Origin of the sequence: Bradyrhizobium sp. 191 (assembly GCF_023100985.1) — a bacterium.
GTDB classification, from domain to species: Bacteria; Pseudomonadota; Alphaproteobacteria; order Rhizobiales; family Xanthobacteraceae; genus Bradyrhizobium; species Bradyrhizobium diversitatis.
This window is the reverse complement of sequence record NZ_CP064692.1, coordinates 4,614,707-4,639,980: the sequence shown is the minus strand read 5'-3', so window position 1 is coordinate 4,639,980 and position 25,274 is coordinate 4,614,707. Positions and strand designations below refer to the sequence as shown.

Genomic DNA, 25,274 nt, shown 5'->3' with positions numbered 1-25,274 from the left:
AGCGGCAGCTTGCCCGCTGTCTTCGCGTCAATTCACCTGCTCGTCCGAATAGACGCCCCAGAGACGCTCCTGCTGGATCCAGCCGTCAAAGCCGTTGCCGATGACGCGGCACCAGTTTGCGGTGCACTTCTTAACCTGCGTGACGACGCCAGCCTGGAGCTTTGCTGCAACCGCGCTGTCGGGATCGGGCCGGTCGTAGATCGGGGCGAGGTCGTCCTTGTGCTTCATGGTGACGACCGCGGTGCGGCGGCCCGACAGCAGCGAGTGATAGACCCAGCCCTCGGCGCCTTCGGAATCGCGCACCCGGCGCCAGTTCTCGAACTCGGCGGTGATTTCGACCGGCAGGCCGGCGCGGGTGTAGACCCAGGCGACGTCATTGTCCTTGGTCGGGCCGGCGCGGACGTTCACGTGATCCGATTTGAGGCTGACATAGCGCGGCACCGGCAAGCCGCTCGCGGTCTGCGGGCTATTGTCCTTCGCCGAATGCGAGGGGCCGACCGAGGCGCTCAACCAGGTGCAAACGAGCGCCATCACCGAACAAAAACGCCCCAACGCCATCAACCCGTCTCCTGTCGAAGACCCGGCCGAACCGGATCCTCACCCCAAATTCCAAAACCCTGCCGCGTCTGCCCCTTTTCCCGCCCCACGCGGGTTCCAAGCCTCGGCCCGTGGTTCTTGTCTTGGCCCGGCCTTCTGCTAGAGAGGACGGGCACTTGAACAACCAGTTTGCCCCGATTTTCCGGCCGGAAATGTCGGGAGAGCTTGGAGGAAGCGCCGGGGACGGACACGGCAAGGGCAGTGTCGAACAACCGGGTTAATGAGGCCTCAACGGCCGGCCTTTGGCGACAGAGGCGGACCGCGACGCCTCATGAGAGCAGGACATGTCGGTGAAGAAAAAGCCCCTCGTCGTGGTGACGCGCAAGCTGCCGGATTCGATCGAGACGCGGATGCGCGAATTGTTCGACGCGCGGATCAATCTCGAGGATACGCCGATGTCGGCCGAGCAGATCGCGGAAGCCGCGCGCACCGCCGACGTGCTGGTTCCGACCGTCACCGATCACATCAGCGCCGATGTCGTGAACCAGCCCGACTGCAAGCTCCGCCTGATCGCCAATTTCGGCAACGGCGTCGACAATATCGACGTTGCGGCCGCCCATGCCCGCGGCATCACCGTCACCAATACGCCGAAGGTTCTGACCGAAGACACCGCTGATATGACCATGGCGCTGATCCTGGCGGTGCCCAGGCGGATGATCGAAGGCGCCTCGATCCTGACCGAAGGAAAGCCCTGGCCGGGCTGGTCGCCGACCTGGATGCTGGGCCACCGCATCGGCGGCAAGCGTCTCGGCATCATCGGCATGGGCCGCATCGGTCAGGCGGTGGCGCGCCGCGCGCGCGCGTTCGGCCTGCAGATCCACTATCACAACCGCCGTCCCGTCGCGCCTGTCATCGCCGAAGAGTTAGGGGCGACCTATTGGGAAAGCCTCGATCAGATGCTGGCGCGGATGGACATCATCTCGGTGAACTGTCCGCACACGCCGGCGACCTATCATCTGCTCTCGGCGCGGCGGCTGAAGCTGATCCGCAAGGACGCCTACATCGTCAACACCGCGCGCGGCGAGGTGACCGACGAGGACACGCTGATCAAGTTGATCGAAGGCGGCGAGATCGCCGGCGCCGGCCTCGACGTCTACGAGCACGAGCCGGCGGTCAACCCGAAGCTGGTGCGGCTCGCCAGGGCCGGCAAGGTGACGCTGCTGCCGCATATGGGCTCGGCCACGATCGAAGGCCGCGTCGAGATGGGCGAGAAGGTGATCATCAACATTCGCACCTTCCTCGACGCCCACAAGCCGCCGGATCGCGTGCTGCCGAGCATGCTCTGAGGCTTACGTCCCGCGCCCTTCTCGCTTGCGCCAATCCGCGACAAAATCGATGAAGGCGCGCAGCGCAGGCGGCGTCTGGCGGCGGCTCGGATAGTACAGGAACGGTCCGGGAAACGACTCGCACCAATCCTCGATCAGACTGACGAGCGTCCCCGATTTCAGGGCATCGCCGACATAGCCATCGAGCGTTGCCCACACGCCGACACCGTCGAGCGCGGCGCGCATGGCGAGGCCCATGTTGGTCGAGATCAGCTTCGCCGGCGGATCGACCTTCACGATTTGGCCGGCCTTCTCGAATTCCAGATCATGCATGACGCCGCTCGAATAGCGTGCGCGGATGCAATCATGGTCGAGCAGATCCTTCGGATGTTTCGGCCGGCCCCGGCGCGCGATGTAGTCGGGCGATGCCACGACGACGTAACTCTGCGGGCCGCTCAGCGGGATCGCCACCATGTCCTGCGCGAGATGCTCGCCATAGCGCACGCCGGCATCGTATCCCCCGCTCACGATGTCGACGAAGCCGCTTTCGCTGACGATGTCGAGATCGACCTGCGGATGCGCCGCCAGAAACGGCCCGACCATCGGCGCCAGCACCAGATCGACCGCCGGCGGGGGCGCGTTGATGCGCAAGCGCCCAGAGGCGACCTCGCGCAGACCGCGGACCTGATCCAGGGCATCGCCGACATCGCGCAACGCCGGCGCAACGCGCGACAGCAGCAATTCGCCCGCCTCGGTCAGCGCGACGCTGCGCGTGGTGCGGTTCATCAGGCGGACGCCGAGGCGCTCCTCCAGGTCCCGGAGCCGCTGGCTGAGGCTCGACACCGACACGCGAATTTCGACCGCCGCGCGCCGGAAATTGCGGGTGCGGGCGACCGCCACGAAGACATCGAGATCGCGAAGGTCAGGCTCGGCCATTGTTCGCTAGTGTGAACAAGCCATGCCGGATTGTCCAGCTTATCGGCTCAATCGGTCGGGCGCATATCCGTCCTCGTCACGCGGCGTTCAGCCGCCACCTTTCGAGGAGAGCCATCATGGAACAACGCACACTCGGTTCAACCGGCCCCACCGTCTCAAGCCTCGGTCTCGGCTGCATGGCCATGTCCGACGCCTACGGTCCTTCCGATCGCGGCGAAAGCATCGCCACCATCCATGCGGCGCTCGATGCGGGCATCACGCTGCTCGACACCGGCGATTTCTACGCCATGGGCCACAATGAAATGCTGCTCCGGGAGGCACTCAAGGACGTTTCACGCGAAAAGGTGCGGATCAGCGTCAAGTTCGGTGCGCTGCGCGGCCCCGCCGGCGACTTCATCGGCATGGACTGCCGGCCGGCCGCAACCAAGAACTTCCTCGCCTATTCGCTCCAGCGGCTCGGCACCGACCATGTCGACATCTATCGTCCGGCGCGGCTCGATCCGAACGTTCCCATCGAAGATACGATCGGGGGCCTCGCCGATCTCGTGAAGGCCGGCTATGTCAGGCATATCGGCCTGTCCGAGGTCGGCTCCGACACCATCCGCCGCGCGCATGCGGTGCATCCGATCGCCGATCTCCAGATCGAATATTCACTGATCGAGCGCGGCATCGAACGCGACATCCTCAAGACCTGCCGCGAGCTCGGCATCGGCATCACCGCCTACGGCGTCCTGGCGCGCGGCCTGATCAGCGGTCACTGGTCGAAGGATTCGGGTAAGGCCGGCAAGGACTACCGGCTGATGACGCCGCGCTTCCAGGGCGCGAACCTCGATGCCAATCTCGCGCTGGTGGATTCTCTGCGCGCGATCGCGAATGAAGTCGGCGCGACGCCTGCGCAAGTCGCGATCGCCTGGGTGGCGGCGCAGGGCCGGGAGATCGTGCCACTGGTCGGCGCCCGGACCCGCAACCGTCTGGCCGAAGCGCTCGGCGCAACCAAGGTGACGCTGACGCAAGCTCATCTCGCCGCATTGGCGAAGGCCTTCCCACCGGATGTCGCTTCGGGCACGCGTTACGCGGCCGAGCAGATGGCGCATCTCGACAGCGAGAAACCGGCCACCAGATAACGGCGGCAATCAGGTGCGATGGGCGCCGAGATCGCTGATCACAGGCCCATCGCCATTGAGCGGATTGGCGGGATCGCGCCCGTAGCGCAGCGTCTCGAAGCGCATCGCGCGCGCATCGATCATCAGGAGACGTCCGACGAGGCCGTCGCCGAAGCCGACGATCTCGCGGATCGCCTCCAGCGCCATCATCGAGCCGAGCACGCCCGCCAGCGCCCCCATGACGCCGGCCTCCGCACAGGCGGGCACCGTGCCGGGCGGCGGCGCCTCGGGAAACAGGCAGCGATAGGTCGGATTGAACTCGCCCTGCTCGTTCGTCTCATGCGCGCGGATGGTGGTGAGCGAGCCGTCGAAGGTGCCGAGCGCCGCCGTGATCAGCGGCCGCTTGGCGAAGAAGCAGGCGTCGGAGACCAGATAGCGCGTCGAGAAATTATCGGAGCCGTCGAGCACGAGGTCATAGTCGCCGATCAGGCTGAGCGCGTTGTCCGCGTTGAGCCAGGTGGCGTGGCCGACGAAACGGACATGCGGATTGAGCGCCGATATCCGCTCGGCGGCGCTCTCGACCTTGTGGCGGCCGATATCGGGCGTGGTGTGGATGACCTGGCGCTGCAGATTGGATAGCGACACCACGTCGTCGTCGACGACGCCGAGCGTGCCGACGCCGGCGGCCGCCAGATACATCAGCGCGGGCGCGCCGAGCCCGCCGGCGCCGATCACCAGCACGGAGGCCCGCTTCAGCGCAGCCTGGCCCGGTCCGCCGACATCGCGCAGCACGATATGGCGGGCATAGCGTTCGAGTTCGTCCGGGCTCAGCATCGTCCTACATTCCTCTCACTCCTCATGGTGAGGAGCGCGGAACGCGCGTCTCGAACCATGAAGGCCCCGATGTCGCCCGTGACCATCCTTCGAGACGCGGCCTAGAGCCCGCTCCTCAGGATGAGGACTTGAGTTCGCGGCTCCTGTCAAACCTGAACCACCGCAACATTGTTCGCGACCAACGAGATGTGCTTCAATGACACTGCATTCAATGGGCTGGCTGGATTTGTCATGAGATCGATGCTTGCGGCAACACTGATGTTTGCGGCCGCCACAGGCGCGAACGCCCAGATGACGGCGCCACAGGTGCCCGGCACCAAGCCGAAAACGGTCCAGACCGTACCGATCCAGCCTCCCGCAATGCAGACGCCGTCAGCGACGGCCGATGCCATGGCAAAAGCGGAGCGGCTGTCGCTCCAGTCCGACCTCGCCTGGGTCGGCCAATATAACGGCGCCATCACCGGCGATGTCAGCGAGCGCATGGTCAACGCCATCAAGGAGTACCAGAAGGCCAAGGGCGGCAAGCCGACCGGTGTGCTCAATCCGCAGGAACGCGCCACACTCGCCGAGGCGGCGCGAAAGAAGCAGGAGAGCGTCGGCTGGAAGATCGTGACGGAGCCGACCAGCGGTGCCCGGCTCGGCATTCCCGGCAAGCTGGTGCCGCAGCAGACAAGCGACGCCAACGGCTCGAAATGGACCTCGCCGACCGGAACCGTGCAGGTGGTTCTCAGCCGCCGCAAGGAAGCGAACCCGACCTCGGCAAAGCTCGCCGATCTGGAGAAGGAGCCGTCCGGGCGCAAGGTCGATTACACCGTGGTGAAGCCCGACTTCTTCGTGCTGTCGGGATTGCAGGGCCTGAAGAAGTTCTACGTGCGTGGCACCTTCAAGGGCGACGAGGTCCGCACCATGACGATCCTCTACGATCAGGCGACGGAGAACACGGTCGAGCCGGTAGTGATCGCGATGTCGAGCGCGTTCAACGCGTTTCCGTCGGGACCGCTGGCCGGGCCGCCGCCGCGCAAGACCGTCGAATACGGCACCGGCATCGTCGTCAGCCAGGACGGCGCGATCGTCACCGACCGCCTCGTCACCGATGGCTGCCTTACGGTCACGATCGCCGGTCATGGCAACGCCGACCGCCTCGCCGAGGACAAGGAGCATGATCTCGCGCTCCTGCACATCTACGGCGCCCGCGGTCTGCAGCCGCTGAGCCTCGCCGGCGGAGCAACGAAGACGAACGTCGACATCGTCGGCATCGCCGATCCGCAGAGCCAGGGCGGCGCGGCCGGCGTGTCGAGCGTCAAGGCCGCGCTGGCGCCGGTGACGAGCAGCAATTCCGCGCTCTCGCCGCCGCCGGCGGTCGGCTTCTCCGGCAGCCCGGCCGTCGACGCCGACGGCAAGTTCGCCGGGATCGCGCTGCTGAAGCCGGCCTTGGTCGCGGGACCCGCGACATCGGTCCCGGCGTCACAGGCTTTGATGGTCTCCGCAGAGGCGGTGCGCGGATTCCTCAAGGGAAGCGGCATCACCGCGAATGGCACGTCGACCGACGCCAAAGCCGCAATCGTCCGCGTGATCTGCGTGCGGAAGTAGGACGCGGCAACGTCATCATTCCCCTCGTGTCCCGGACGCGGTGCGGCATGAAATGCCGCTCCGCTGAGCCGGGACCCAGATCGCCAACAGACGCACTTGTAGCTCTCTGGGCCCCGGCTCTGCGGCGCAACGCTTTCGCGCTGCGCCTTGTCCGGGGCACGGCTGTGAGGACCAGATTACGTACGACTACGGAGCCGGTAATGGTACGGATTCGCTGGCATTCCCTATTCCGCCATCATCGTTACCGTTGATTCGGACCCCCGCGATCCCCTTTGGATCGGGCCGGCACGTCCTGAGCGAGAAGAGCTCAGCATCGCGAAGCGATGCACGTTCGCGTGGCGTATTCCTGACCCAGCCCTCCAAAGGATTGAACTTCAATGCACACGATCGTACTGGCCACCCAAAAGGGCGGCAGTGGCAAGAGCACACTCGCCGTCGGTCTCGCGCTGGCGGCCAAGCAGTCCGGCTTCACCGTTCGCCTGATCGAGACCGACCCACAGGGCACCCTGTCCAACTGGCAACGCCGCCGCACCACCGACGATCTCGTCGTCGAGCCGATCTATCACGCCGCCGACATCGAGCCGCGCCTGAAGATGCTCGCCGACAGCGGCCTCCAGCTCGCGATCGTCGACACCGCGGCCGGTCTCAGCGCCGCCACCACCGCAGCGATCCGCCATTCCGATCTCTGCCTGATCCCGGCGCGCCCGAGCGTCGCCGACATCGAGGCGACCGTCTCGACGCTCAGCGTCGCCCGCGCCTGGAAGCGGCCCTACAGCTTCGTGCTCAACCAGACGCCGATCCGCGGCCAGCGAATCGACAACGCCGCGGGCGCGCTCGCCGAGGAAGCTGCGCTCGATCTTGCCGACGTGCTCGCGCGTCCGCTGATCGTGATGCGCAACGATCACCAGGACGCACTTGCCAGCGGCCTTGCCGTGAGCGAATTCGCGCCGAACGGCAAATCGGCGGACGAGATCCGCGGCCTCTGGCGCTGGATCGAGACCCGGCTCGAGCTCGAAGCCACCACCAATGTCCTGATCGACCAGGTGATGTCGGCCGCGGACGGCATGCTTCACGTCGTCGCCGAACTAGCGTCGGAGGAGACCACGACACTGGCGTCCTGAGCGGGGCGATCGCTCGGACGACAGTCGGGCTCTATCCATCCGGTGAACGAGCCCAAGCGACGAAGCAGCCCGGCCGGATTGCTTCGCTGCGCTTGCAATGACGGCGTGGTGGGTCATCGCCTTCGCCGAAACTCAGGGCCTCTCGGTGACAAGCCTGAGGTCACTTCTGACATTTCGGGCACCAGAAGGTCGAGCGGCCGTTCTGCACGAACCGCTTGATGATGCCGCCGCAGCGCGGGGTCGTGCATTTTTCGCCTTCGCGGTCATAGACCTTGAACGAATGCTGGAAATAGCCGAGCTCGCCGGTGGTCTGGCGGTGATCGCGCAGGCTGGAGCCGCCGGCCTTGATCGCGTCGTTGAGCACGGTATGGATCGCGCCGACCAGTCTCTTGGCATGGTCCGTTGCCTCACCCTTCTTCGTCGACAAGGTCGCGGCGATCCGGCGCGGCGACAGATGCGAGCGGTGCAGCGCCTCGCAGACATAGATGTTGCCAAGCCCTGCCACGACGCGCTGGTCGAGCAGCGCGGCCTTCAGGCTGGTGGTCTTGCCGGCGCAAGAGCGCGCCAGCATCGCGGCGTCGAATTCGTTGCCGAGCGGCTCGGGTCCGAGCCCGCGCAGCAGCGGCTCGTCGTCGAGCGCATTGCGCGCGATCACCTTCATGTAGCCGAAGCGGCGCGGATCATTGAACACGATGTCGGCGCCGGAGGACATCCGAAACAGCACGTGATCGTGGGTGGAATCCTTGGCCCGCGGATAATGAAACTCGCCAGGCTGGGTGTCGTTGTCCGGCTTGATGACACGGAACGAGCCCGACATGCCGAGATGCATCAGCAGGACGTCGCCGGAGCCAAGATCGGCCATGAGATATTTTGCACGGCGGCCGAGGCCCGTGACGACCTGACCCTTGAGCCGGGCCACGAAGTCCGGCTGGAACGGAAAGCGCAAGTCCGGCCGGCGGGCCTCCGCGACGAGGATTTTCGCACCCTCCATCACCGGCTGAAGGCCGCGGCGGACGGTCTCGACTTCTGGCAATTCAGGCATGGTCAGGCATTCACCTTATGAGGGCGGTGTGATAGCGCCATTGCGGCGGGCGCGCTATGGTCCGCCTCGCGGAGTAGAGTAATGGATCGGCCGGGCGAAACCACGCATTTTGGCTTCAGGGACGTCCCCCTGGGCGACAAGCAGACGCTGGTGAACGATGTGTTTCACAGCGTGGCGTCGCGCTATGACTTGATGAACGACCTGATGTCCGGTGGCCTGCACCGGGTCTGGAAGGACATCATGATCACGGCGCTCGACCCGCCCCGGGGCGACCGTCCGTTCGCGCTGCTCGATGTTGCCGGTGGCACCGGCGACATCGCGTTCCGCGCCGCCAAGGCTGCGGGTGCGGGTTTCCATGCCACCGTCTGCGACATCAACACCGATATGCTGGCCGTGGGCCGCGAACGCGCCGCCAAGCAGCATCTCGATACCCGGGTCGACTTCGTCGAAGGCAATGCCGAAGCGCTCGCCTTCGCCGATCGCAGTTTCGACGCATATACGATCGCTTTCGGCATTCGCAACGTGCCGCAGATCGACCTGGCGCTGCGCGAGGCCTATCGCGTGCTGAGGCCCGGCAGCCGCTTTCTCTGCCTGGAGTTCTCCACCGTCGAGATGCCCGGGCTCGACAAGCTCTATGATCTGTTCTCGTTCAAGGTGATCCCGCCGCTCGGCCGCATGGTCACGGGCGACGCCGAATCCTACCAATATCTCGTCGAATCGATCCGCAAGTTTCCGAGGCCTGCCGCTTTCGCCGACATGATCCGCGAAGCCGGCTTTTCCCGCGTCAGCTGGCAGACACTCTCCGGCGGCATCGTGGCACTGCATTCGGGCTGGCGTTTGTGATCTCTGCCATCACCCACATGACGCGCCTGATCCGCGCCGCGTTCGTGTTCGCGCGCGAGGGCGTGTTCGGCTCGGTCGATCCGAGCCTGGTGCCGCCGCCGGGACAGCTCGCGCTGAAACTGGCGCGCCTCGTCGAACGCCGCGGCACCAAGCACGGCCCGCGGATAGCGCGCGCGCTGACGCGGATGGGCCCGGCCTATCTCAAGCTCGGACAATTCCTGGCGACGCGTCCCGACGTGGTCGGCGTCATCATGGCGCGCGACCTCGAAAGCCTGCAGGACCGCCTGCCGCCGTTTCCGCAGGACGAGGCCGAGGCCGCCATCGCGACGTCGCTGGAACGGCCGCTGAAGGACATTTTCGCAAGCTTCGGCCCGCCGGTCGCGGCGGCCTCGATCGCGCAGGTGCATCGTGGCGAAGTGCTGCGCGACGGCATCCGCAAATCGGTTGCCGTGAAGGTGCTGCGGCCCAACGTCGCCGCACGCTTCCGCCGCGACCTCTCCGATTTCTTCTTCGTCGCGCACAAGGCCGAAGCCTATTCGTCCGAAGCTCGGCGGCTGCGCCTGATCGAAGTCATCAACACCATGTCGCGCTCGGTCGCGATGGAGATGGATTTGCGGCTCGAAGCCGCCGCGCTGTCGGAGATGGCAGAGAACACGCGCGACGATCCTGATTTCCGCGTGCCGACCGTCGATTGGGACCGCACCACGCACAACGTGCTGACGATGGAGTGGATCGACGGCATCGCGCTGAACGACCACAAGCGCCTTGCACAGTCGCAGGTCGACCTGCCCGACCTCGGCCGCAAGGTGATCCAGAGCTTCTTGCGGCACGCGCTACGCGACGGCTTCTTCCACGCCGACATGCATCCGGGCAATCTGTTCCTGGACGATGCCGGCCGGCTCGTCGCGGTCGATTTCGGCATCATGGGCCGGCTCGGCATGAAGGAGCGGCGCTTCCTCGCCGAGATCCTGCTCGGCTTCATCACACGCGACTATCGCCGCGTCGCCGAGGTGCATTTCGAGGCGGGCTACGTGCCCGCGCACCATTCGGTCGAGAATTTCGCGCAAGCCATCCGTGCCATCGGCGAGCCCATTCACAACCGCACCGCCGAGGAGATCTCGATGGCGCGGCTGCTGACGCTGCTGCTCGAGGTCACCGGCCTGTTCGACATGACCACGCGGCCCGAACTGATCCTGCTGCAGAAGACCATGGTGGTGGTCGAGGGCGTGGCCCGCGGCTTCGATCCCAAGCTCGACATCTGGAAGATCGCCGACCCCGTGGTACGCGAATGGATCGAGCGCAATCTCGGGCCGATCGGCCGGGTGCAGGGCGCGCTGGCCGGGACCGGCGACATCGCGCGCGTGCTGATGCGCCTGCCGGAGATCGCCGAGCGGTCGGTGAAGGTCCTCGAGCAGTTCGAGACCATGACCCGCGAGGGCATCAGGCTGTCGCCGGAGAGCATCGTGGCCATGGGGCGCAGCGAAGGCCGCAAGAACCGCTGGCGCACCGTGGCGCTGTGGATCATCGCCGCGACATTCATCGGCATCCTGATCGCCGTCCGGAATCTATGATTGCACTGCAATCACGCAAATGATAGCATCGCTATCATTCCGTGCTGGAGGGCGTCATGGCAAGCCTGACCATCCGTAAGCTCGACGACGGCGTCAAAACCTATCTGCGGCTGCGCTCGGCCAAGAACCGCAGGTCGGTCGAGGAAGAGGTTCGGGTCATCCTGCGGGAGCTGATCGAGGGCCGCGAGGAGCCGCTGACGCCGTTTGCGGTGCCGCCTGCCTCGTCCGCCACACCGGCGCCGCAGCGCACCGGCGCCCTCCCTGAGGCCAGCGTCACCCTGATCATCGGCGGCGGCATCGCGGCCTACAAGTCCCTCGACCTGATCCGCAGGCTGAAGGAGCGGCGCATCGAGGTCCGCTGCGTGCTGACCAAGGCGGCCCAGCAATTCGTGACGCCGCTGGCGGCGAGCGCCCTGTCGCATGAGCGCGTCTATACCGACCTGTTCGACCCCCAGAGCGAGTTCGACGCCGGACACATTCGTCTCGCGCGCGACTGCGACCTGATCGTCGTGGCGCCGGCGACGGCCGACCTGATGGCGAAGATGGCGAACGGCCACGCCGACGACCTCGCCAGCGCGATCCTGCTCGCGACCAACCGCAAGGTGCTGCTGGCGCCGGCGATGAACCCGCTGATGTGGAGCAACGCGGCAACGCGCCGCAACGTCGCTCAGCTCCAGCGCGACGGCGTGGTGCTGATTGGCCCGAACGCGGGCGAGATGGCCGAGGCCGGCGAAGCTGGAACAGGCCGCATGTCGGAAGCCATCGAGATCGCCAACGCCGCCGAGCGGTTGCTGCGACCGCCGGTGCCGCGCCCGCTCGCCGGCAGGCGCGTGCTGATCACCGCGGGTCCCACGCACGAGCCGATCGACCCCGTGCGCTACATCGCCAACCGCTCCTCCGGCAAGCAGGGCTTTGCCATTGCCGCCGCCGCGCAGGCCGCCGGCGCCGAGGTGATCCTGGTGAGCGGCCCGGTCGACCTCGACGATCCACCCGGTGTGACGGTGAAGCACGTCGAATCGGCACGGCAGATGCTGGAGCAGGTTCAGGCCGCGCTTCCCGCCGATATCGCGATCTTCGCCGCGGCGGTCGCCGACTGGCGCGTCGCCAACGAGGGTGAGCAGAAGCTGAAGAAGACCGCGGCCGGCATGCCGCCGCTTCAGCTGGTCGAGAATCCCGACATCCTCGCCACGATCTCGAAGCTGACCGACAAGCGCCCACCCCTGGTGATCGGCTTTGCCGCCGAAACCGAACATCTCATCGACAACGCCAAAGCAAAACTCGCGCGCAAGGGCTGCGACTGGATCGTCGCCAATGACGTGTCGCCGGCCACCGGCGTGATGGGCGGCGACCGCAACACCGTCCACCTCCTCAGCCGCAAGGACGGTGCGAAGGACGGCGAGATTGCAGTTGATTCCTGGCCGGTGATGACCAAGGAACAGGTCGCCATCGAACTGGTCGCGCATGTCGCCAGAAGCGTGGCCGACAAATCCCTGGAGACGACATCTTGAGCACGAAGGTCAGGGTTGAACTGCAGCGCCTCGCCCATGCCGAAGGTCTGCCGTTGCCGGCCTATCAGACCAGCGAGGCCGCCGGCCTCGACCTGATGGCAGCCGTTCCGGACAGCGAGCCGATGACGCTCGCCCCGGGCCAATACGCGCTGGTGCCGACGGGCCTTGCGATCGCGCTGCCGCCGGCGCACGAGGCGCAGGTGCGGCCGCGTTCGGGGCTTGCCGCCAAGCACGGCGTCACCGTGCTGAACTCGCCGGGCACGATCGACGCCGACTACCGCGGCGAGATCAAGGTGATCCTGATCAACCACGGCCAAGCGCCGTTCGTGATCAAGCGCGGCGAGCGCATCGCCCAAATGGTGGTCGCACCCGTGGTGCAGGCTGCCCTGATTCCCGTCGCGACGTTGTCGCCGACCGATCGCGGCGCCGGCGGCTTCGGCTCGACCGGCCGCTGACTTCCTGACCTCTTCCGCGAGCGAGCGGGAACGCGCACCCTGATCGCGGCGCGCCATCCGCACGACCTGCGGAATCCCAAGAACCATGTGCGCGGGAACACCACGGCGGCATTTTTGGGGGGCCTCCTTTACGTTCACGATCTGGACTCTTACCGGCGGAGTCGCGGTGGGGGTATTGTCTTTTGATTCGCGCGCGACGGGGGTCGCCGCGCGCAAATTCGTGCGGTCTTGGGGCAACTATGTCAGGCGTGATCGTGTCGATGCGTCGGACGCTGCTGTCGTGCACGTCGCTGGCGCGCAGCGCATTGATTGGGAGCGCTCTTGCGGCGATGCTGCCGGCTGCGCCGGCCAGGGCCGCCGATCTCATCGACACCCTCTCCACCATGCTGGATTTCAACCGGCAGGAACTCGCCGTCCTCGCCACCGCGCTGGCGCTGCTCGGCTTCTCGGTGGTGGCCGCGATCCTGTTGATGCGCACGCGGGTGCGCCTGGTCAAGAACGAGGCGCGGCTGCGCACCCGGATCGGGGAACTTCAGCTCCAGGCCGACCGTTTCGGCGCGCTGCTGTTCGCCGAACCGCAGATCCTGATCTCCTGGCCGGCCGGCGACAACCGCGTCCAGATCTCCGGCGACATCTCCTTAGTGCTGCCGCGCGACTCCTCCCCGCAGCGCGTGCTGGCGTTCGGAACCTGGCTGCCCCCGGAGCCCGCGCTCCAGATGGACCATGCCGTCGACGCGCTGCGCGATCGCGGCGACGGGTTCCAGCTGACCTTGACCACCGCGCACGGCCATACGCTGGAAGCGATCGGCCGCGCCATCGGCGGCCAGGCCATCGTCCGGATTCGCGAGCTCTCGGGACTGCGCCGCGATCTGGCCGAGACCCATCTGCGCTACAAGGCGCTCTCCGACGAGACCGAGATGCTGCGCGGCCTTGCCGCGGCCGCGCCCTGGCCAATCTGGGCCAAGAGTGAGAACGGCGCGCTGACCTACGCCAATCCGGCCTATATGCGCGCCACCGAAGCGAACAGCGTCACCGACGCCCAGGAGCGCCAGCTCGAGCTGCTCGACAGCGCCAACCGCACCGCGATGGAACGGGGCCTGAAGGACGCGGCCAATTTCAGCTCGCGGCTGCCGATCGTGATCGGCGGCGAGCGGCGTATCTATGACGTGCGCGCCATCAATGTGGGCGGCGGCAGCGTCGGCGTCGCAATCGATGCCAGCGAGGCGGATGCGCTGAGGTCGGCGCTGGTGCGAATGGCGGAGGCGCACCGCCGCACGCTCGACCAGCTCTCCTCCGGCGTTGCCGTGTTCGACGGCCAGCGCCGCCTTGCCTTCTACAACGATTCCTATCGGCGGCTGTGGGACCTCGACCGCACCTTCCTCGACGCCAACCCCGACGATTCCAGCGTGCTCGACCAGCTCCGCGCCGCGCGCAAGCTGCCGGAGCAGCCGGATTTCCGCGCCTGGAAGGCCAAGCTGCACGAAGCCTATCGCGCGGTCGAGACCGCCAAGGACACCTGGTTCCTGCCTGACGGCCGCGCGCTCTCGGTCGTCACCACGCCGAACCCCGAGGGCGGCGTCACTTACCTGTTCGACGATGTCACCGAAAGCCTCGACCTCGCCCGCCGCTTCGACGGCCTGATCCGCGTTCAGCGCGAGACGCTGGACAGCCTCGCCGAGGGCGTGGCGGTGTTCGGCAGCAACGGCAAGGCGCAGCTGTTCAATCCGGCCTTCGTCCGCATGTGGAAGCTCTCCAGCGATGCCATGCGCGACGAGCCGCACATCCAGACGGTGGAAGGCTGGTGCCATCAGCTCTACGACGATCCCGTCGTCTGGCGACAGATCCGCGAGGCCATCACGTCGATCGAAAACCGCGCCGACGTGCCGCTGAAGCTGGAGCGCAAGGACGGCAGCGTGCTCGACGGCATGATCCGGCCGCTGCCCGACGGCGCCACCATGCTGACGTTCCAGGACATCACCGACACTGAGAACGTCGAGCGCGCGCTGCGCGAGCGCAACGAGGCGCTGGAGGCCGCCGACCAGATGAAGGTGGATTTCGTCCACCATGTCTCCTACGAGCTGCGCTCGCCGCTCACCACCATCATCGGCTTTGCGCATTTCCTCAGCGATCCCTCGACCGGGCCGTTGACGCCGAAGCAGGCCGAATATCTCGACTACGTCACCAAATCGACCAACGCGCTGCTCGCGCTCACCAACAACATCCTGGATCTCGCCACCATCGACGCCGGCGCGATGAAGCTGGAACTCGGGCAAGTCGACGTCAGCAAGGCCATCGAGCTCGCCGCGGAGGGCATCCAGGACCGGCTCGCCACCGACCGCATCCGCCTCAAGGTCGAGATCGCGCCCGACGTCGGCAGCTTCGTCGGTGACGAGAAGCGCGTGGTGCAGGTGCTCTATAACCTCCTCGCCAACGCCGTCGGGTTTTCTCCACAGGATTCCACCGTCGGCATCAGCGCGCGCCGCACCGAACGCAGCGTGGTCTTCACCGTGACAGATTCGGGACCTGGAATACCTGCCGACATGAAGGACAAGGTATTCAACTGGTTCGAAAGCCGCTCGCAGGGCTCGCGTCACCGCGGCGCCGGGCTCGGCCTGTCGCTGGTGCGCTCCTTCGTCGAGCTGCATGGCGGCAAGGTGCGGGTGGATTCGATCGTCGGCCGCGGCACGGTCGTGATCTGCGATTTCCCGACCGACCAGGCGGCGCATCGCGACGCCGCCGAATGACTGATACAACCACATTCTCCGTCGCGCTCCACAACGAGACGGCCACTGCGCAATTGATGGCCGACCTCGCGCTGCTGGTCGGCCCCGGTGACGTCATCACCCTCACCGGCGATCTCGGTGCCGGCAAGACTGCGGCAGCACGCAGCCTGATCCGCTACCTCGCCGGCGACGAGACGCTGGAAGTGCCGAGCCCGACCTTCACGCTGGTGCAGGGCTACGAGCTGCCGCCTTTCCCGGTGATGCATGCCGATCTCTACCGCGTCGAGGACGAGAGCGAGCTCGAGGAGATCGGCCTGTCGCCGCTCCCGGATGCCACCCTCGTCCTGATCGAATGGCCGGAGCGCGCGCCCTCGGCGATGCCCGCGGATCGCATCGACATCGCACTGACGCATCGGCCGGCGCTGGGCTCGAGCGCACGCGCCGCCGACATCACCGGTCACGGCAGGGCCGCCGCCATCGTTGCGCGGCTGAAGGCGCTGCGCGAATTCCTCGACGCATCCGGTTACATGGAGGCGACGCGCAGGCGCATGGCCGGCGATGCCTCGACGCGCTCCTATGCGCGGCTGCTGCGCGACGGCAGCATCGTCATCCTCATGAACTTTCCGCAGCGGCCCGACGGCGCAGCCGTCTACAACGGAAAGTCCTACAGCGCCGCGGTGCATCTCGCGGAGAACGTCAAACCCTTCGTTGCGATCGCCGAAGGCCTGCACGCGCAGGGAATCTCCGCGCCCACGATTCATCATTCCAACCTCGATCATGGCTTCCTGATTACCGAGGACTTTGGCAGCGAAGGTGTGATCGAGGGCGATCCGCCACGCCCGATCGGCGAGCGCTACGAAGCCGCGACCGACCTGCTGGCGTTGCTGCATGGCAAGGCGCTGCCGGAGACGCTGCCGCTGGACGGGAAGACCTACGAGATCCCCGTCTTCGACGTTGAGGCGATGCTGATCGAAATCGGATTGATGCCGGAATGGTATCTGCCCGATCGCAACGCGCCGTTGAGCGACGAGAAGCGCGCGGAATTCTTCGCGATGTGGCGCGAATTGCTCAGAATACCGCTGGCGGCGCCGAAGACATGGATCATCCGCGACTATCACTCACCCAATTTGATCTGGCTCGCGGAGCGCAGCGGCATCGAGCGGGTGGGCGTGATCGATTTCCAGGACACCGTGCTGGGGCCGCAATCCTACGACGTGGTGTCGCTGCTCCAGGACGCCCGCATCGACGTGCCCGAGAACATCGAGCTGACGCTGCTGTCGCGCTACATCAAGGCGCGGCGCGCGCAGGACACGAGCTTCGATGCGGCCGGCTTTGCCGAGCTCTACGCCATCATGTCGGCGCAGCGGAACACGCGCCTGCTCGGCACCTTCGCCCGGCTCAATCGCCGCGACGGCAAGCCGCATTATCTGCGCCACCAGCCGCGAATCTGGACCTACCTCCAGCGCTCGCTGGCACATCCCGCGCTGAGCTCCTTGCGCGAGTGGTATCTCGCCAACGTGCCGCCGCCCCAACAAGCCTGATTCGGGCTCGATTTACCGGCCGTTAGCCAAGACGTCGGTATTCTGGCGGCGAAGCAGCCGGATGATTGCGGGGCTGGAGCGGGACAGATGGCGGGACAGACGGACCAGCGCGGCAACGGCCGGGTTGTTTTCGAACGCGGGATTCCGGCGCAGGTGATGGGAATCGACGGCACCTGGCGGCGCGACTGCACCATGGAGGACGTCTCCGAGAGCGGCGCCAAGTTGACCATCGATGGCTCGGTGGAAGGGCTCCATCTGAAGGAATTCTTTCTCCTGCTGTCGTCGACCGGGCTGGCGTACCGGCGCTGCGAGTTGGCCTGGGTCAATGGCGACCAGATCGGCGTCAATTTCCTCAAGCTCGGCGACAGAAAGAAAAAGGCCCGTTCCGCGACCATTGGGGCATGACGGCAACACACGTCGTACAACCGTCACGGCGGGTGGTTAAGGCGGTCGAGATGCCATGCGGCTGATCGAGCCTCGTGGTAGGATTGCTGCGAACGCGAAAGGCCTGAGAAAGCGAAGGATGCCCGTCAAACCGACCAAAGCCATGGTGCTCGCCGCAGGGTTTGGCCTGCGCATGCGCCCCCTGACGGACACGATGCCGAAGCCGATGGTGCCGGTGGCCGGGCAGCCGCTGCTCGACCACGTGCTCGACAAGCTCGGCCGGGCTGGCGTGACCGAAGCGGTGGTCAACGTGCATTATCTGCCGGACCAGATCATCAATCACGTCGCGTCGCGCCAGCACCCGCGCGTGACCATCTCCGACGAGCGCGACCAGGTGCTCGGCACCGGCGGCGGCGTGGTCAAGGCGCTGCCGCTGCTCGGCGACGCGCCGTTCTTCCACGTCAATTCCGACACGCTGTGGATCGACGGCGTGCGCTCGAACCTGACGCGGCTCGCTGAAAATTTCGACCCTGATCGCATGGATATCCTGCTGCTGATGGCGCCGACCGCAACCAGCATCGGCTATGGCGGCCGCGGCGATTACGGCATGCTGCCTGACGGCGCCCTGCGCAAGCGCAAGGAAAAAGAGGTCGTTCCGTTCGTCTATGCCGGCGCGGCGATCATGTCGCCGTCGATCTTCGAAGGCGCCCCGAAGGGCGAGTTCTCGCTGACCAGGATGTTCGATCGCGCCAACGAGCAGGAGCGGCTGTTCGGCCTGCGGCTTGACGGTGTCTGGATGCATGTCGGCACGCCCGATGCCGTTCACGCCGCGGAAGAGGCGTTTCTGGAGAGCGTGGCGTAAGGCTACAGCAAATGGTGCCGTGGGGCAGTGCCCGCCCCGCGAGGTTGTCATTCCGGGGCGCGCGCACGCGCGAACCCGGAATCTCGAGATTCCGGGTTCGATGCTTCGTATCGCCCCGGAATGACGGTGGGACAACGGGGAAGACCTCGCTCCTGCGCATGACCATTTGACCCCACCTCCCTATATTGCCCTGATTCTCGAATCAGGCGGCTCATGCGCGTTTTCAGCGTTCCCATCTCAGTTCCGTTCCTGCGCACGGTCGTCACGGCCCTGCTCGACGGCCGCCTGGTCGAGGGGTTCGAGGCCCGCAAGGAACCGGCGCGGCTGGCCGACGCCACGCTCTATTTGCCGACCAGGCGTGCGATGCGCGTCGTGCGTGAGATCTTTCTCGATGAAATGAAAACGGACGCGGTCGTGCTGCCGCGCATCGTCGCGCTCGGCGACATCGACGAGGACGAGCTCGCCTTCGCCGGCGAAAGCGAGCAGTTTTCCGGTGCAACGCCGCTCGACATTCCGCCGCGGCTGGGCGAGCTCGAACGGCGGCTGACACTGGCGCAGCTCGTCGCCGCCTGGGCCAAGGGCCCGGTGCTGTCGCCGCTGGTGGTCGGCGGGCCGGCCTCGACGCTGGCGCTTGCATCCGATCTCGCGCGCCTGATCGACGACATGGTCACGCGCGGCGTGGACTGGAGCGCGCTCGACGGCCTGGTACCGGACCAGCTCGACCGCTACTGGCAGCACTCGCTCGAATTCCTGCGCATCGCGCGCATCGCCTGGCCCAATCATCTCGCCGAGATCAACCGCATCGAGCCGGCCGCACGGCGCGATCTCCTGATCGCGGCGGAAGCCAAACGGCTGACCGCGCATCCGGGCGGGCCGGTGATCGCGGCGGGGTCGACCGGCTCGATGCCTGCCACCGCAAAATTCCTGCGCGCAGTCGCCGCGCTGCCGCATGGCGCGGTGGTGCTGCCGGGCCTCGACACCGATCTCGACGACGACGCCTGGCGCACCATCGGCGGCGTGCGCGATGCGCTCGGCAAGTTCGCGGAGCATCCGGCCTCGAACCATCCGCAATATGCCATGCACGCGCTGCTGGATCGCTTCGGCATCAAGCGCAGCGACGTCGACATTCTTCAGCCCCCAGCGGACGGCGGCCGCGATCTGCTCGCGTCCGAATCGATGCGGCCGTCCGCCAGGACGGAAGTCTGGCACGACCGGCTGAAGCAGCCTGACGTCGCTGCGAAGATCGCCGGCGGCATGAAGAACCTCGCTGTCGTCGAGGCCCCCAATCCTGAAATGGAAGCGCTCGCGATTGCCATTGCTATGCGCGAGGCGCGGTATCTCGACAAGTCGGCGGCGCTGGTGACGCCCGACCGTGCGCTGGCGCGGCGGGTGATGGCGGCGCTGACCCGATGGGACCTAGCCTTTGACGATTCCGGCGGCGATGTGCTGATGGAAACATCCGCCGGCACTTTCGCGCGTCTCGCGGCAGAGGCGGCGACCAAGGGCCTGGAGCCGGCGACATTGCTGGCGATGCTGAAGCATCCGTTATGCCGGCTCGGCCGCGCACCCGGCGCGTGGAAGAGGGCAATCGAAGGCCTCGAGCTCGCAGTCCTGCGCGGCACGCGCCCGCCGGCGGCCACCGCAGGCTTGTTGCGCGAATTCAACCGTTTCCGCGAGGAACTGGCAAAGCTCGGGCGCCGCGAGGTCTCCGCGCTGCACCGCGCCGAGCCGCGGGCGCGTCTCAAGGCGGAGGATCTCGATCGCATCCAGGCGCTGATCGATGTCCTGCAAAAGGCATTGGCGCCAATCGAGAGCCTGCCGCCCTCGAAGCCATATGACTTCGCCGAGCTCGCGCATCGGCACCGCGAGATCCTGATTGAGCTGACGCGCGACGAGCAGGGCATCCCGCTCGCCTTCGAGGAGCGCGATGGTCTTTCGCTCGCCAGCGCCTTTGACGATCTCCTGCGCGGCGGCACGACCAGCGGATTGATGGTGCCGCTGCCGGATTATTCCGACGTCTTCCAGACGGCGTTCGGCGATCGCGCGGTGCGGCGGCGCGACAGACCCGGCGCCCGCTTGCAGATCTACGGTCCGCTGGAATCGCGCCTGATGCAGGCCGACCGCATCATCGTGGGCGGCCTGATCGAAGGCGTCTGGCCGCCGGCGCCGCGCATCGATCCCTGGCTCAGCCGGCCGATGCGGCACGAGCTCGGGCTCGACCTGCCGGAGCGCCGCATCGGCCTCTCCGCCCATGACTTCGCGCAGCTGCTCGGCGGCGACGAGGTGATCCTCACCCATTCCGCCAAGGCCGGCGGTGCACCGGCGGTCGCCTCGCGCTTCCTGCACCGTCTGGAGGCGGTCGCGGGCGATGATCTCTGGAGCGCGGCTGTCCGTGCCGGCGAGAAATATGTGCAGTTTGCGGCCGCACTGGACCAGCCCGACGAGGTCAGACCGATCAAGCAGCCGGAGCCGCGGCCGCCGCGCGCGATGCGGCCGCTCAAGATGTCCGTCACCGAAATCGAAGACTGGCTGCGCGATCCCTATACGATCTACGCCAAACGCATCCTGCGGCTCGATGCGCTCGATCCCGTCGACATGCCGCTCTCGGCTGCCGACCGCGGTTCGGCGATTCACGATGCGCTCGGCGAGTTCACCGAGGCCTATGCCGCACATCTGCCCGACGATCCCGCGCGCGTGCTGCGTGCGATCGGCGAGAAACATTTTGCGCCGCTGATGGAGCGCCCTGAGGCGCGGGCGCTGTGGTGGCCACGCTTCCAGCGTATCGCGCGCTGGTTCGGCGAATGGGAGACGGCGCGGCGCGGCGCGATCGAGGCAATCACGGCCGAGACCCGGGGCGAGATCTCGATCCCGCTCGACAACGCGCGTATTTTCTATCTTTCCGCGCGCGCCGACCGCATCGAGCGCCGCAAGGGCGGCGGCTACGCCATTCTCGACTACAAGACCGGGCAGCCGCCGACCGGCAAGCAGGTCCGCATGGGCCTGTCGCCGCAGCTCACGCTGGAAGCCGCGATTCTGCGCGAGGGCGGCTTCCCTGATATCGACGCCGGCTCCTCCGTGAGCCAGCTCGTCTATGTCCGCCTCAGCGGCAACAATCCGCCGGGCGAGGAGCGCATCCTCGAGCTCAAGTTCAAGCAAGGCGACGAGCCGCAGCCGCCCGACACCGCGGCAGCCGAGGCGCGAGCCAAGCTGGAAGCGCTGATCCGTGCCTTCGAGGACGAGAGCCAGGCCTATACCTCGCTGAATCTGCCGATGTGGGCGAACCGCTACGGCACCTATGACGACCTCGCCCGGATCAAGGAATGGTCCGCGGCCGGCGGATTGGGGATCGAGGAATGGTGAAGGCGCCGCGGCCCATCCCTGACGAGGTGCGCGCGCGGCAGGCGCGTGCATCGGATCCCACCGCATCGGCCTTCGTCTCGGCCAATGCCGGCTCGGGCAAGACCCATGTGCTGGTGCAGCGCGTGATCCGCCTGTTGCTGTCGGGCGTGCCGCCGGAAAAGATCCTCTGCATCACCTTCACCAAGGCCGCCGCGGCCAACATGGCCGAGCGCGTGTTCACCACGCTCGGGCATTGGGTGACGCTGGATGATGCCGGGCTCGATGCCGCGATCCGCGCCGTCGGCATCCCGCATCCGAGCGCAAAGCTGCGGCGCGAGGCACGGAAGCTATTCGCCTGCGCGCTGGAGACCCCGGGCGGGCTGAAGGTGCAGACCATCCATGCGCTGTGCACCCGCCTGCTCCAGCAGTTTCCGTTCGAGGCCAACGTGCCGGCGCGCTTTGCCGTGATCGACGAGCGCGACCAGACCGACATGATGGAGCGCGCCAATCTGAAGGTGCTGCTGGAGGCAGCGCGCGCCCCCGAGAGCGTGACCGGACGCGCGCTCCTGACCGCCATGGCGAGCGCCGCCGATGTCACCTTCAAGGAGGTCGTGCGCGAGGCGTGCCTCAGTCGCGATCACTTCATGGCCTGGACCGACGAGGCCGGCAACGCGGAGGCCGCAGCGGCGCAGATGGCTGCGGTGCTCGGCGTTGACGCGAGCGACCGCATCGAGAACGTCGAAACGGAGATTCTCGACGGCCCGTTCCTGCCGCGCTCGCGCTGGGACGACATCGCCTTCGCGCTGGAGGACGGCAGCAAGTCGGACAATGACCAGGCCGGGCGGCTGCGCGCGGCAAAGGCTTTTTCCGGCGGCGACCAGGTCGATGCCTATCTGTCCGTCTTCCTCACCGACGACAAGCTGCCGCGCAAGGCGGTGCTGACCAAGAAATTCTGCGATCACAACCCATCCGTTGCCCGCCTGTTCGAGGCCGAGGCGCAGCGTCTTTCAGGACTGATCGAAAAGCGTCGCGCCGTGACGGTTCGTGACCGCACCGCCGCGCTGCTGCACATCGCGACCGCGGCCGCCGCAAATTACCGCCGCGAGAAGCAGGAGCGCGGGCTGCTCGACTATGACGACCTCATCGACAAGACGCTGGCGATGCTCGATCGCGTCGCCTCGGGCTGGGTGCATTACAAGCTCGACCGTGGCGTCGACCACGTGCTGATCGACGAAGCCCAGGACACGAGCCCCCGGCAGTGGGACATCGTCGCGCACATCATCTCCGAATTCACCGCCGGCGAAGGCGCGCGCGAGGGGCTGAACCGCACCATCTTCGCGGTCGGCGACGAGAAGCAGTCGATCTTCTCGTTCCAGGGCGCAGCGCCGCACGAGTTCGATGCGCGCCGGCGCGAGCTGCATCGCAAGTTCACCGCGGCCGGGCTGAAGTTCGACCCGGTCGCCTTCACCTATTCGTTCCGCTCGGGCGCGACGATCCTGCACTCGGTCGACCACGTCTTCCGCGAGCCCGCGATCTACAAGAGCATCCACTCGGTCGAGATCGGCCATCCCCTGCACAACGCGCTCAGCGATGCCGGGCCGAGCGTGATCGAACTGTGGGATCTGGCCGAGGCCGACGACAGGCAGGACATCGAGGGTTGGCGTGCCCCGTTCGACGGCGTCGCCGTCACCAGCCCTGAGGTCAAGCTTGCCCGGCGCATCCAGGCCGAGATCAAGCGGCTGGTCGAGAGCGGCACGCTGACGGGGCACGAGGGCGAGCGCCGCCCGCTGCGCTACGGCGACATGCTGATCCTGGTGCGCCGGCGCGGCAACGCCTTCGACGCCGTGATCCAGGCGCTGAAGCACGCCAATATCCCGGTCGCCGGCGCCGACCGGCTCAAGCTCACCGAGCACATTGCCATCATCGATTTGATGAACCTTGCCGATGCGCTGCTGCTGCCGCAGGACGATCTCGCGCTCGCGGTGGCGCTGAAGAGCCCGCTGTTCGGTCTCGATGACGACGATTTGTTCACGCTCGCCCATGACCGCAAGGGATCGCTGCGCCGCGCGCTCGGCGAGCATGCGGCTGAGAGCGAAAAGTTCGGTACGGCATTGCGGCGCCTGGAAGCCTGCGAGATTCGTGCGCGCGAGGAGACGCCGTTCGCCTTCTATGCCTGGCTGCTCGGCGGCGATGGCGGACGCGCGCGCATCCTGCGCCGGCTCGGGCACGAGGCCAACGATGCGCTCGACGAATTCCTGGAGCTCGCGCTGAACTACGAGCGCAAGGCGCCGGCCTCGCTGCAGGGCTTCATGGCCTGGCTGCGTTCGGCCGACACCGAGGTGAAGCGCGACATGGAGATCTCGCGCGACGAGGTGCGGGTGATGACCGTGCACGGCGCCAAGGGGCTCGAGGCGTCCGTCGTCTTCATGGTCGACACGACATCGTCGCCCGCGGACTCGCAGCGGGTTCGGCTGATTCACGTGCCGCGCGGCAATGGCGGCGAGGTGGTGGTCTGGGCCGGGCGCAAGGCGGATGATCCCAAGCCGGTTGCCGAGGCGCGCAAGGCGATGCTCGATGAGACCGAGGACGAGTATCGCCGCCTGCTCTACGTCGCGATGACGCGCGCGGCCGACCGGCTGATCGTCGGCGGCTGCATGCCCGGCAACATGAGGACGGTCCGCAAGCTGAGCTGGTACGACCTCGTCGACACCGGGCTCAAAGGCTCAGGCCTGGACAAGCAGGTGATCGAGGCGCCGCTCGGCAAGGTGACCCGGTTCGCCCGGCCGGAGGACGTCGCGGCGCTGGGCACGCCGGCGATTTCCGTGGACCGCACCGTCGCATTGCCGGACTGGCTGCGGACGCCGGCGCGCGAGATGGTCGACGACGATCCTGTGCGTCCCTCGGGCCAGCCTGCCGAGGAAGGCCGCAGCGTGCGATCAGGCGAATCGGTGCAGTCCCGCGCTCTGGCGCTGCAGCGCGGCACGCTGGTGCACCGTCTGCTGCAATCCCTGCCCGACATCGCCATTGAGCGCCGTCGCGAGGCGGCGCTGGGCTTCATGGCACGCAATGCCTCGGACTGGCCGGAGGCCGACCGCACCGTGCTGGTCGACAAGGTGCTCAGCTTGATCACGGAGCCGCGTTTCGCGCCCGTCTTTGCCGCCGGCAGCCGGGCGGAGGTCGCCATCGCCGGCCGGCTGGAGCGGCAAGGCCGCCCCCCGGCGCTGGTGTCGGGGCAGATCGACCGGCTGGTCGTTCGCCCCGAGGAGGTCCTGATCGTCGATTTCAAGACCAACCAGGCGGCCCCCAGAAGCGCCGCAGAGGCGCCGGCGGCCTATGTCCGCCAGCTTGCGCTGTACCGGGCGGTGCTGTCGCGGCTTTATCCCCGAAAGCCCGTCAGGGCCGTCCTGCTCTGGACGGAGGCCCTTGAATATATGGAGATTTCGGCCCCCGCGCTGGACGCGGCGCTGGCATCCCTTCATCTCGGTGTGAGCGTCCTTGACCCGGCAAGGAGCCGTTCATAGGTTGACCGCATGATCCCGGGCGCGATTCCAGGTCGCGCC

General features: G+C 66.8%; 18 protein-coding genes. 14 read left to right on the top strand and 4 right to left on the bottom strand.

Translation table 11 applies throughout. The features are described from left to right. Positions 1-27 precede the first annotated feature (27 nt). Positions 28-558: an SH3 domain-containing protein gene (locus IVB23_RS21585; protein ID WP_061879931.1), complete on the bottom strand. Its 531-nt coding sequence runs from the start codon at positions 556-558 to the stop codon at positions 28-30. 323 nt (positions 559-881) lie between these two features. On the opposite strand from IVB23_RS21585, the gene IVB23_RS21580 reads away from it, so the two are divergent. After that, a complete protein-coding gene (locus IVB23_RS21580) occupies positions 882-1,883 on the top strand; it encodes a D-glycerate dehydrogenase (RefSeq protein ID WP_247799908.1) in 1,002 nt (333 codons plus the stop codon). Positions 1,884-1,886: 3 nt separating this feature from the next. Here the strand turns inward: IVB23_RS21580 and IVB23_RS21575 are convergent, their stop codons facing one another. Then, complete coding sequence (locus tag IVB23_RS21575; protein ID WP_247799907.1) at positions 1,887-2,798, bottom strand: LysR family transcriptional regulator; 912 nt, start codon at positions 2,796-2,798, stop codon at positions 1,887-1,889. A gap of 116 nt (positions 2,799-2,914) precedes the next feature. On the opposite strand from IVB23_RS21575, the gene IVB23_RS21570 reads away from it, so the two are divergent. Then, a complete protein-coding gene (locus tag IVB23_RS21570) occupies positions 2,915-3,922 on the top strand; it encodes an aldo/keto reductase (protein WP_247799906.1) in 1,008 nt (335 codons plus the stop codon). Positions 3,923-3,931: 9 nt separating this feature from the next. On the opposite strand, the gene moeB is transcribed toward IVB23_RS21570, so the two are convergent. Further along, complete coding sequence (moeB, locus tag IVB23_RS21565; RefSeq protein ID WP_247799905.1) at positions 3,932-4,735, bottom strand: molybdopterin-synthase adenylyltransferase MoeB; 804 nt, start codon at positions 4,733-4,735, stop codon at positions 3,932-3,934. Between the two features lie 231 nt (positions 4,736-4,966). Here moeB and IVB23_RS21560 point away from each other — a divergent pair, with 231 nt between their 5' ends. Beyond that, the gene (locus IVB23_RS21560) at positions 4,967-6,325 is read left to right on the top strand and encodes a serine protease (protein ID WP_061880268.1); all 1,359 of its coding nucleotides are present in this window, start codon (positions 4,967-4,969) and stop codon (positions 6,323-6,325) included. 377 nt (positions 6,326-6,702) lie between these two features. Beyond that, positions 6,703-7,446: a ParA family protein gene (locus IVB23_RS21555; protein WP_247799904.1), complete on the top strand. Its 744-nt coding sequence runs from the start codon at positions 6,703-6,705 to the stop codon at positions 7,444-7,446. A 160-nt stretch (positions 7,447-7,606) separates the two neighbouring features. Here IVB23_RS21555 and mutM read toward each other — a convergent pair whose 3' ends face one another. Next, entirely contained in the window at positions 7,607-8,488 is an 882-nt protein-coding gene (mutM, locus tag IVB23_RS21550; protein ID WP_247799903.1) for a bifunctional DNA-formamidopyrimidine glycosylase/DNA-(apurinic or apyrimidinic site) lyase, read from the bottom strand. Positions 8,489-8,569: 81 nt separating this feature from the next. Between mutM and ubiE the strand changes: the two genes are divergently transcribed. From ubiE to addA, 10 genes are all read left to right on the top strand, one after another. Next, positions 8,570-9,331, top strand: coding sequence for a bifunctional demethylmenaquinone methyltransferase/2-methoxy-6-polyprenyl-1,4-benzoquinol methylase UbiE (gene ubiE / locus IVB23_RS21545; RefSeq protein WP_131870472.1), 762 nt, complete (start codon positions 8,570-8,572; stop codon positions 9,329-9,331). Then, positions 9,328-10,902, top strand: a complete 1,575-nt coding sequence (gene ubiB, locus IVB23_RS21540; protein ID WP_247799902.1) for a 2-polyprenylphenol 6-hydroxylase — start codon at positions 9,328-9,330, stop codon at positions 10,900-10,902. Before ubiE ends, ubiB begins: the two co-directional genes overlap by 4 nt. Before the next feature lie 56 nt (positions 10,903-10,958). Further along, complete coding sequence (gene coaBC / locus IVB23_RS21535) at positions 10,959-12,410, top strand: bifunctional phosphopantothenoylcysteine decarboxylase/phosphopantothenate--cysteine ligase CoaBC (RefSeq protein ID WP_247799901.1); 1,452 nt, start codon at positions 10,959-10,961, stop codon at positions 12,408-12,410. Next, positions 12,407-12,865 (top strand): dUTP diphosphatase, encoded by a 459-nt coding sequence (gene dut, locus IVB23_RS21530; protein ID WP_061879941.1) that lies wholly within the window; start codon positions 12,407-12,409, stop codon positions 12,863-12,865. Before coaBC ends, dut begins: the two co-directional genes overlap by 4 nt. A 239-nt stretch (positions 12,866-13,104) precedes the next feature. After that, positions 13,105-15,609 carry a PAS domain-containing sensor histidine kinase gene (locus IVB23_RS21525; protein WP_061879942.1) on the top strand — a complete coding sequence of 835 codons (2,505 nt, stop codon included), beginning with the start codon at positions 13,105-13,107 and terminating at the stop codon, positions 15,607-15,609. Beyond that, positions 15,606-17,129 carry a tRNA (adenosine(37)-N6)-threonylcarbamoyltransferase complex ATPase subunit type 1 TsaE gene (gene tsaE, locus IVB23_RS21520; RefSeq protein ID WP_247799900.1) on the top strand — a complete coding sequence of 508 codons (1,524 nt, stop codon included), beginning with the start codon at positions 15,606-15,608 and terminating at the stop codon, positions 17,127-17,129. Before IVB23_RS21525 ends, tsaE begins: the two co-directional genes overlap by 4 nt. A gap of 87 nt (positions 17,130-17,216) precedes the next feature. Next, positions 17,217-17,534, top strand: coding sequence for a PilZ domain-containing protein (locus IVB23_RS21515; RefSeq protein ID WP_061879944.1), 318 nt, complete (start codon positions 17,217-17,219; stop codon positions 17,532-17,534). Between the two features lie 118 nt (positions 17,535-17,652). Continuing rightward, positions 17,653-18,375 carry a nucleotidyltransferase family protein gene (locus tag IVB23_RS21510; protein ID WP_061879945.1) on the top strand — a complete coding sequence of 241 codons (723 nt, stop codon included), beginning with the start codon at positions 17,653-17,655 and terminating at the stop codon, positions 18,373-18,375. A gap of 213 nt (positions 18,376-18,588) precedes the next feature. Then, positions 18,589-21,735, top strand: a complete 3,147-nt coding sequence (addB, locus tag IVB23_RS21505; RefSeq protein WP_247799899.1) for a double-strand break repair protein AddB — start codon at positions 18,589-18,591, stop codon at positions 21,733-21,735. Further along, positions 21,729-25,235, top strand: a complete 3,507-nt coding sequence (addA, locus tag IVB23_RS21500) for a double-strand break repair helicase AddA (protein ID WP_247799898.1) — start codon at positions 21,729-21,731, stop codon at positions 25,233-25,235. The genes addB and addA overlap by 7 nt, the downstream gene beginning before the upstream one ends. Positions 25,236-25,274: the final 39 nt, after the last annotated feature.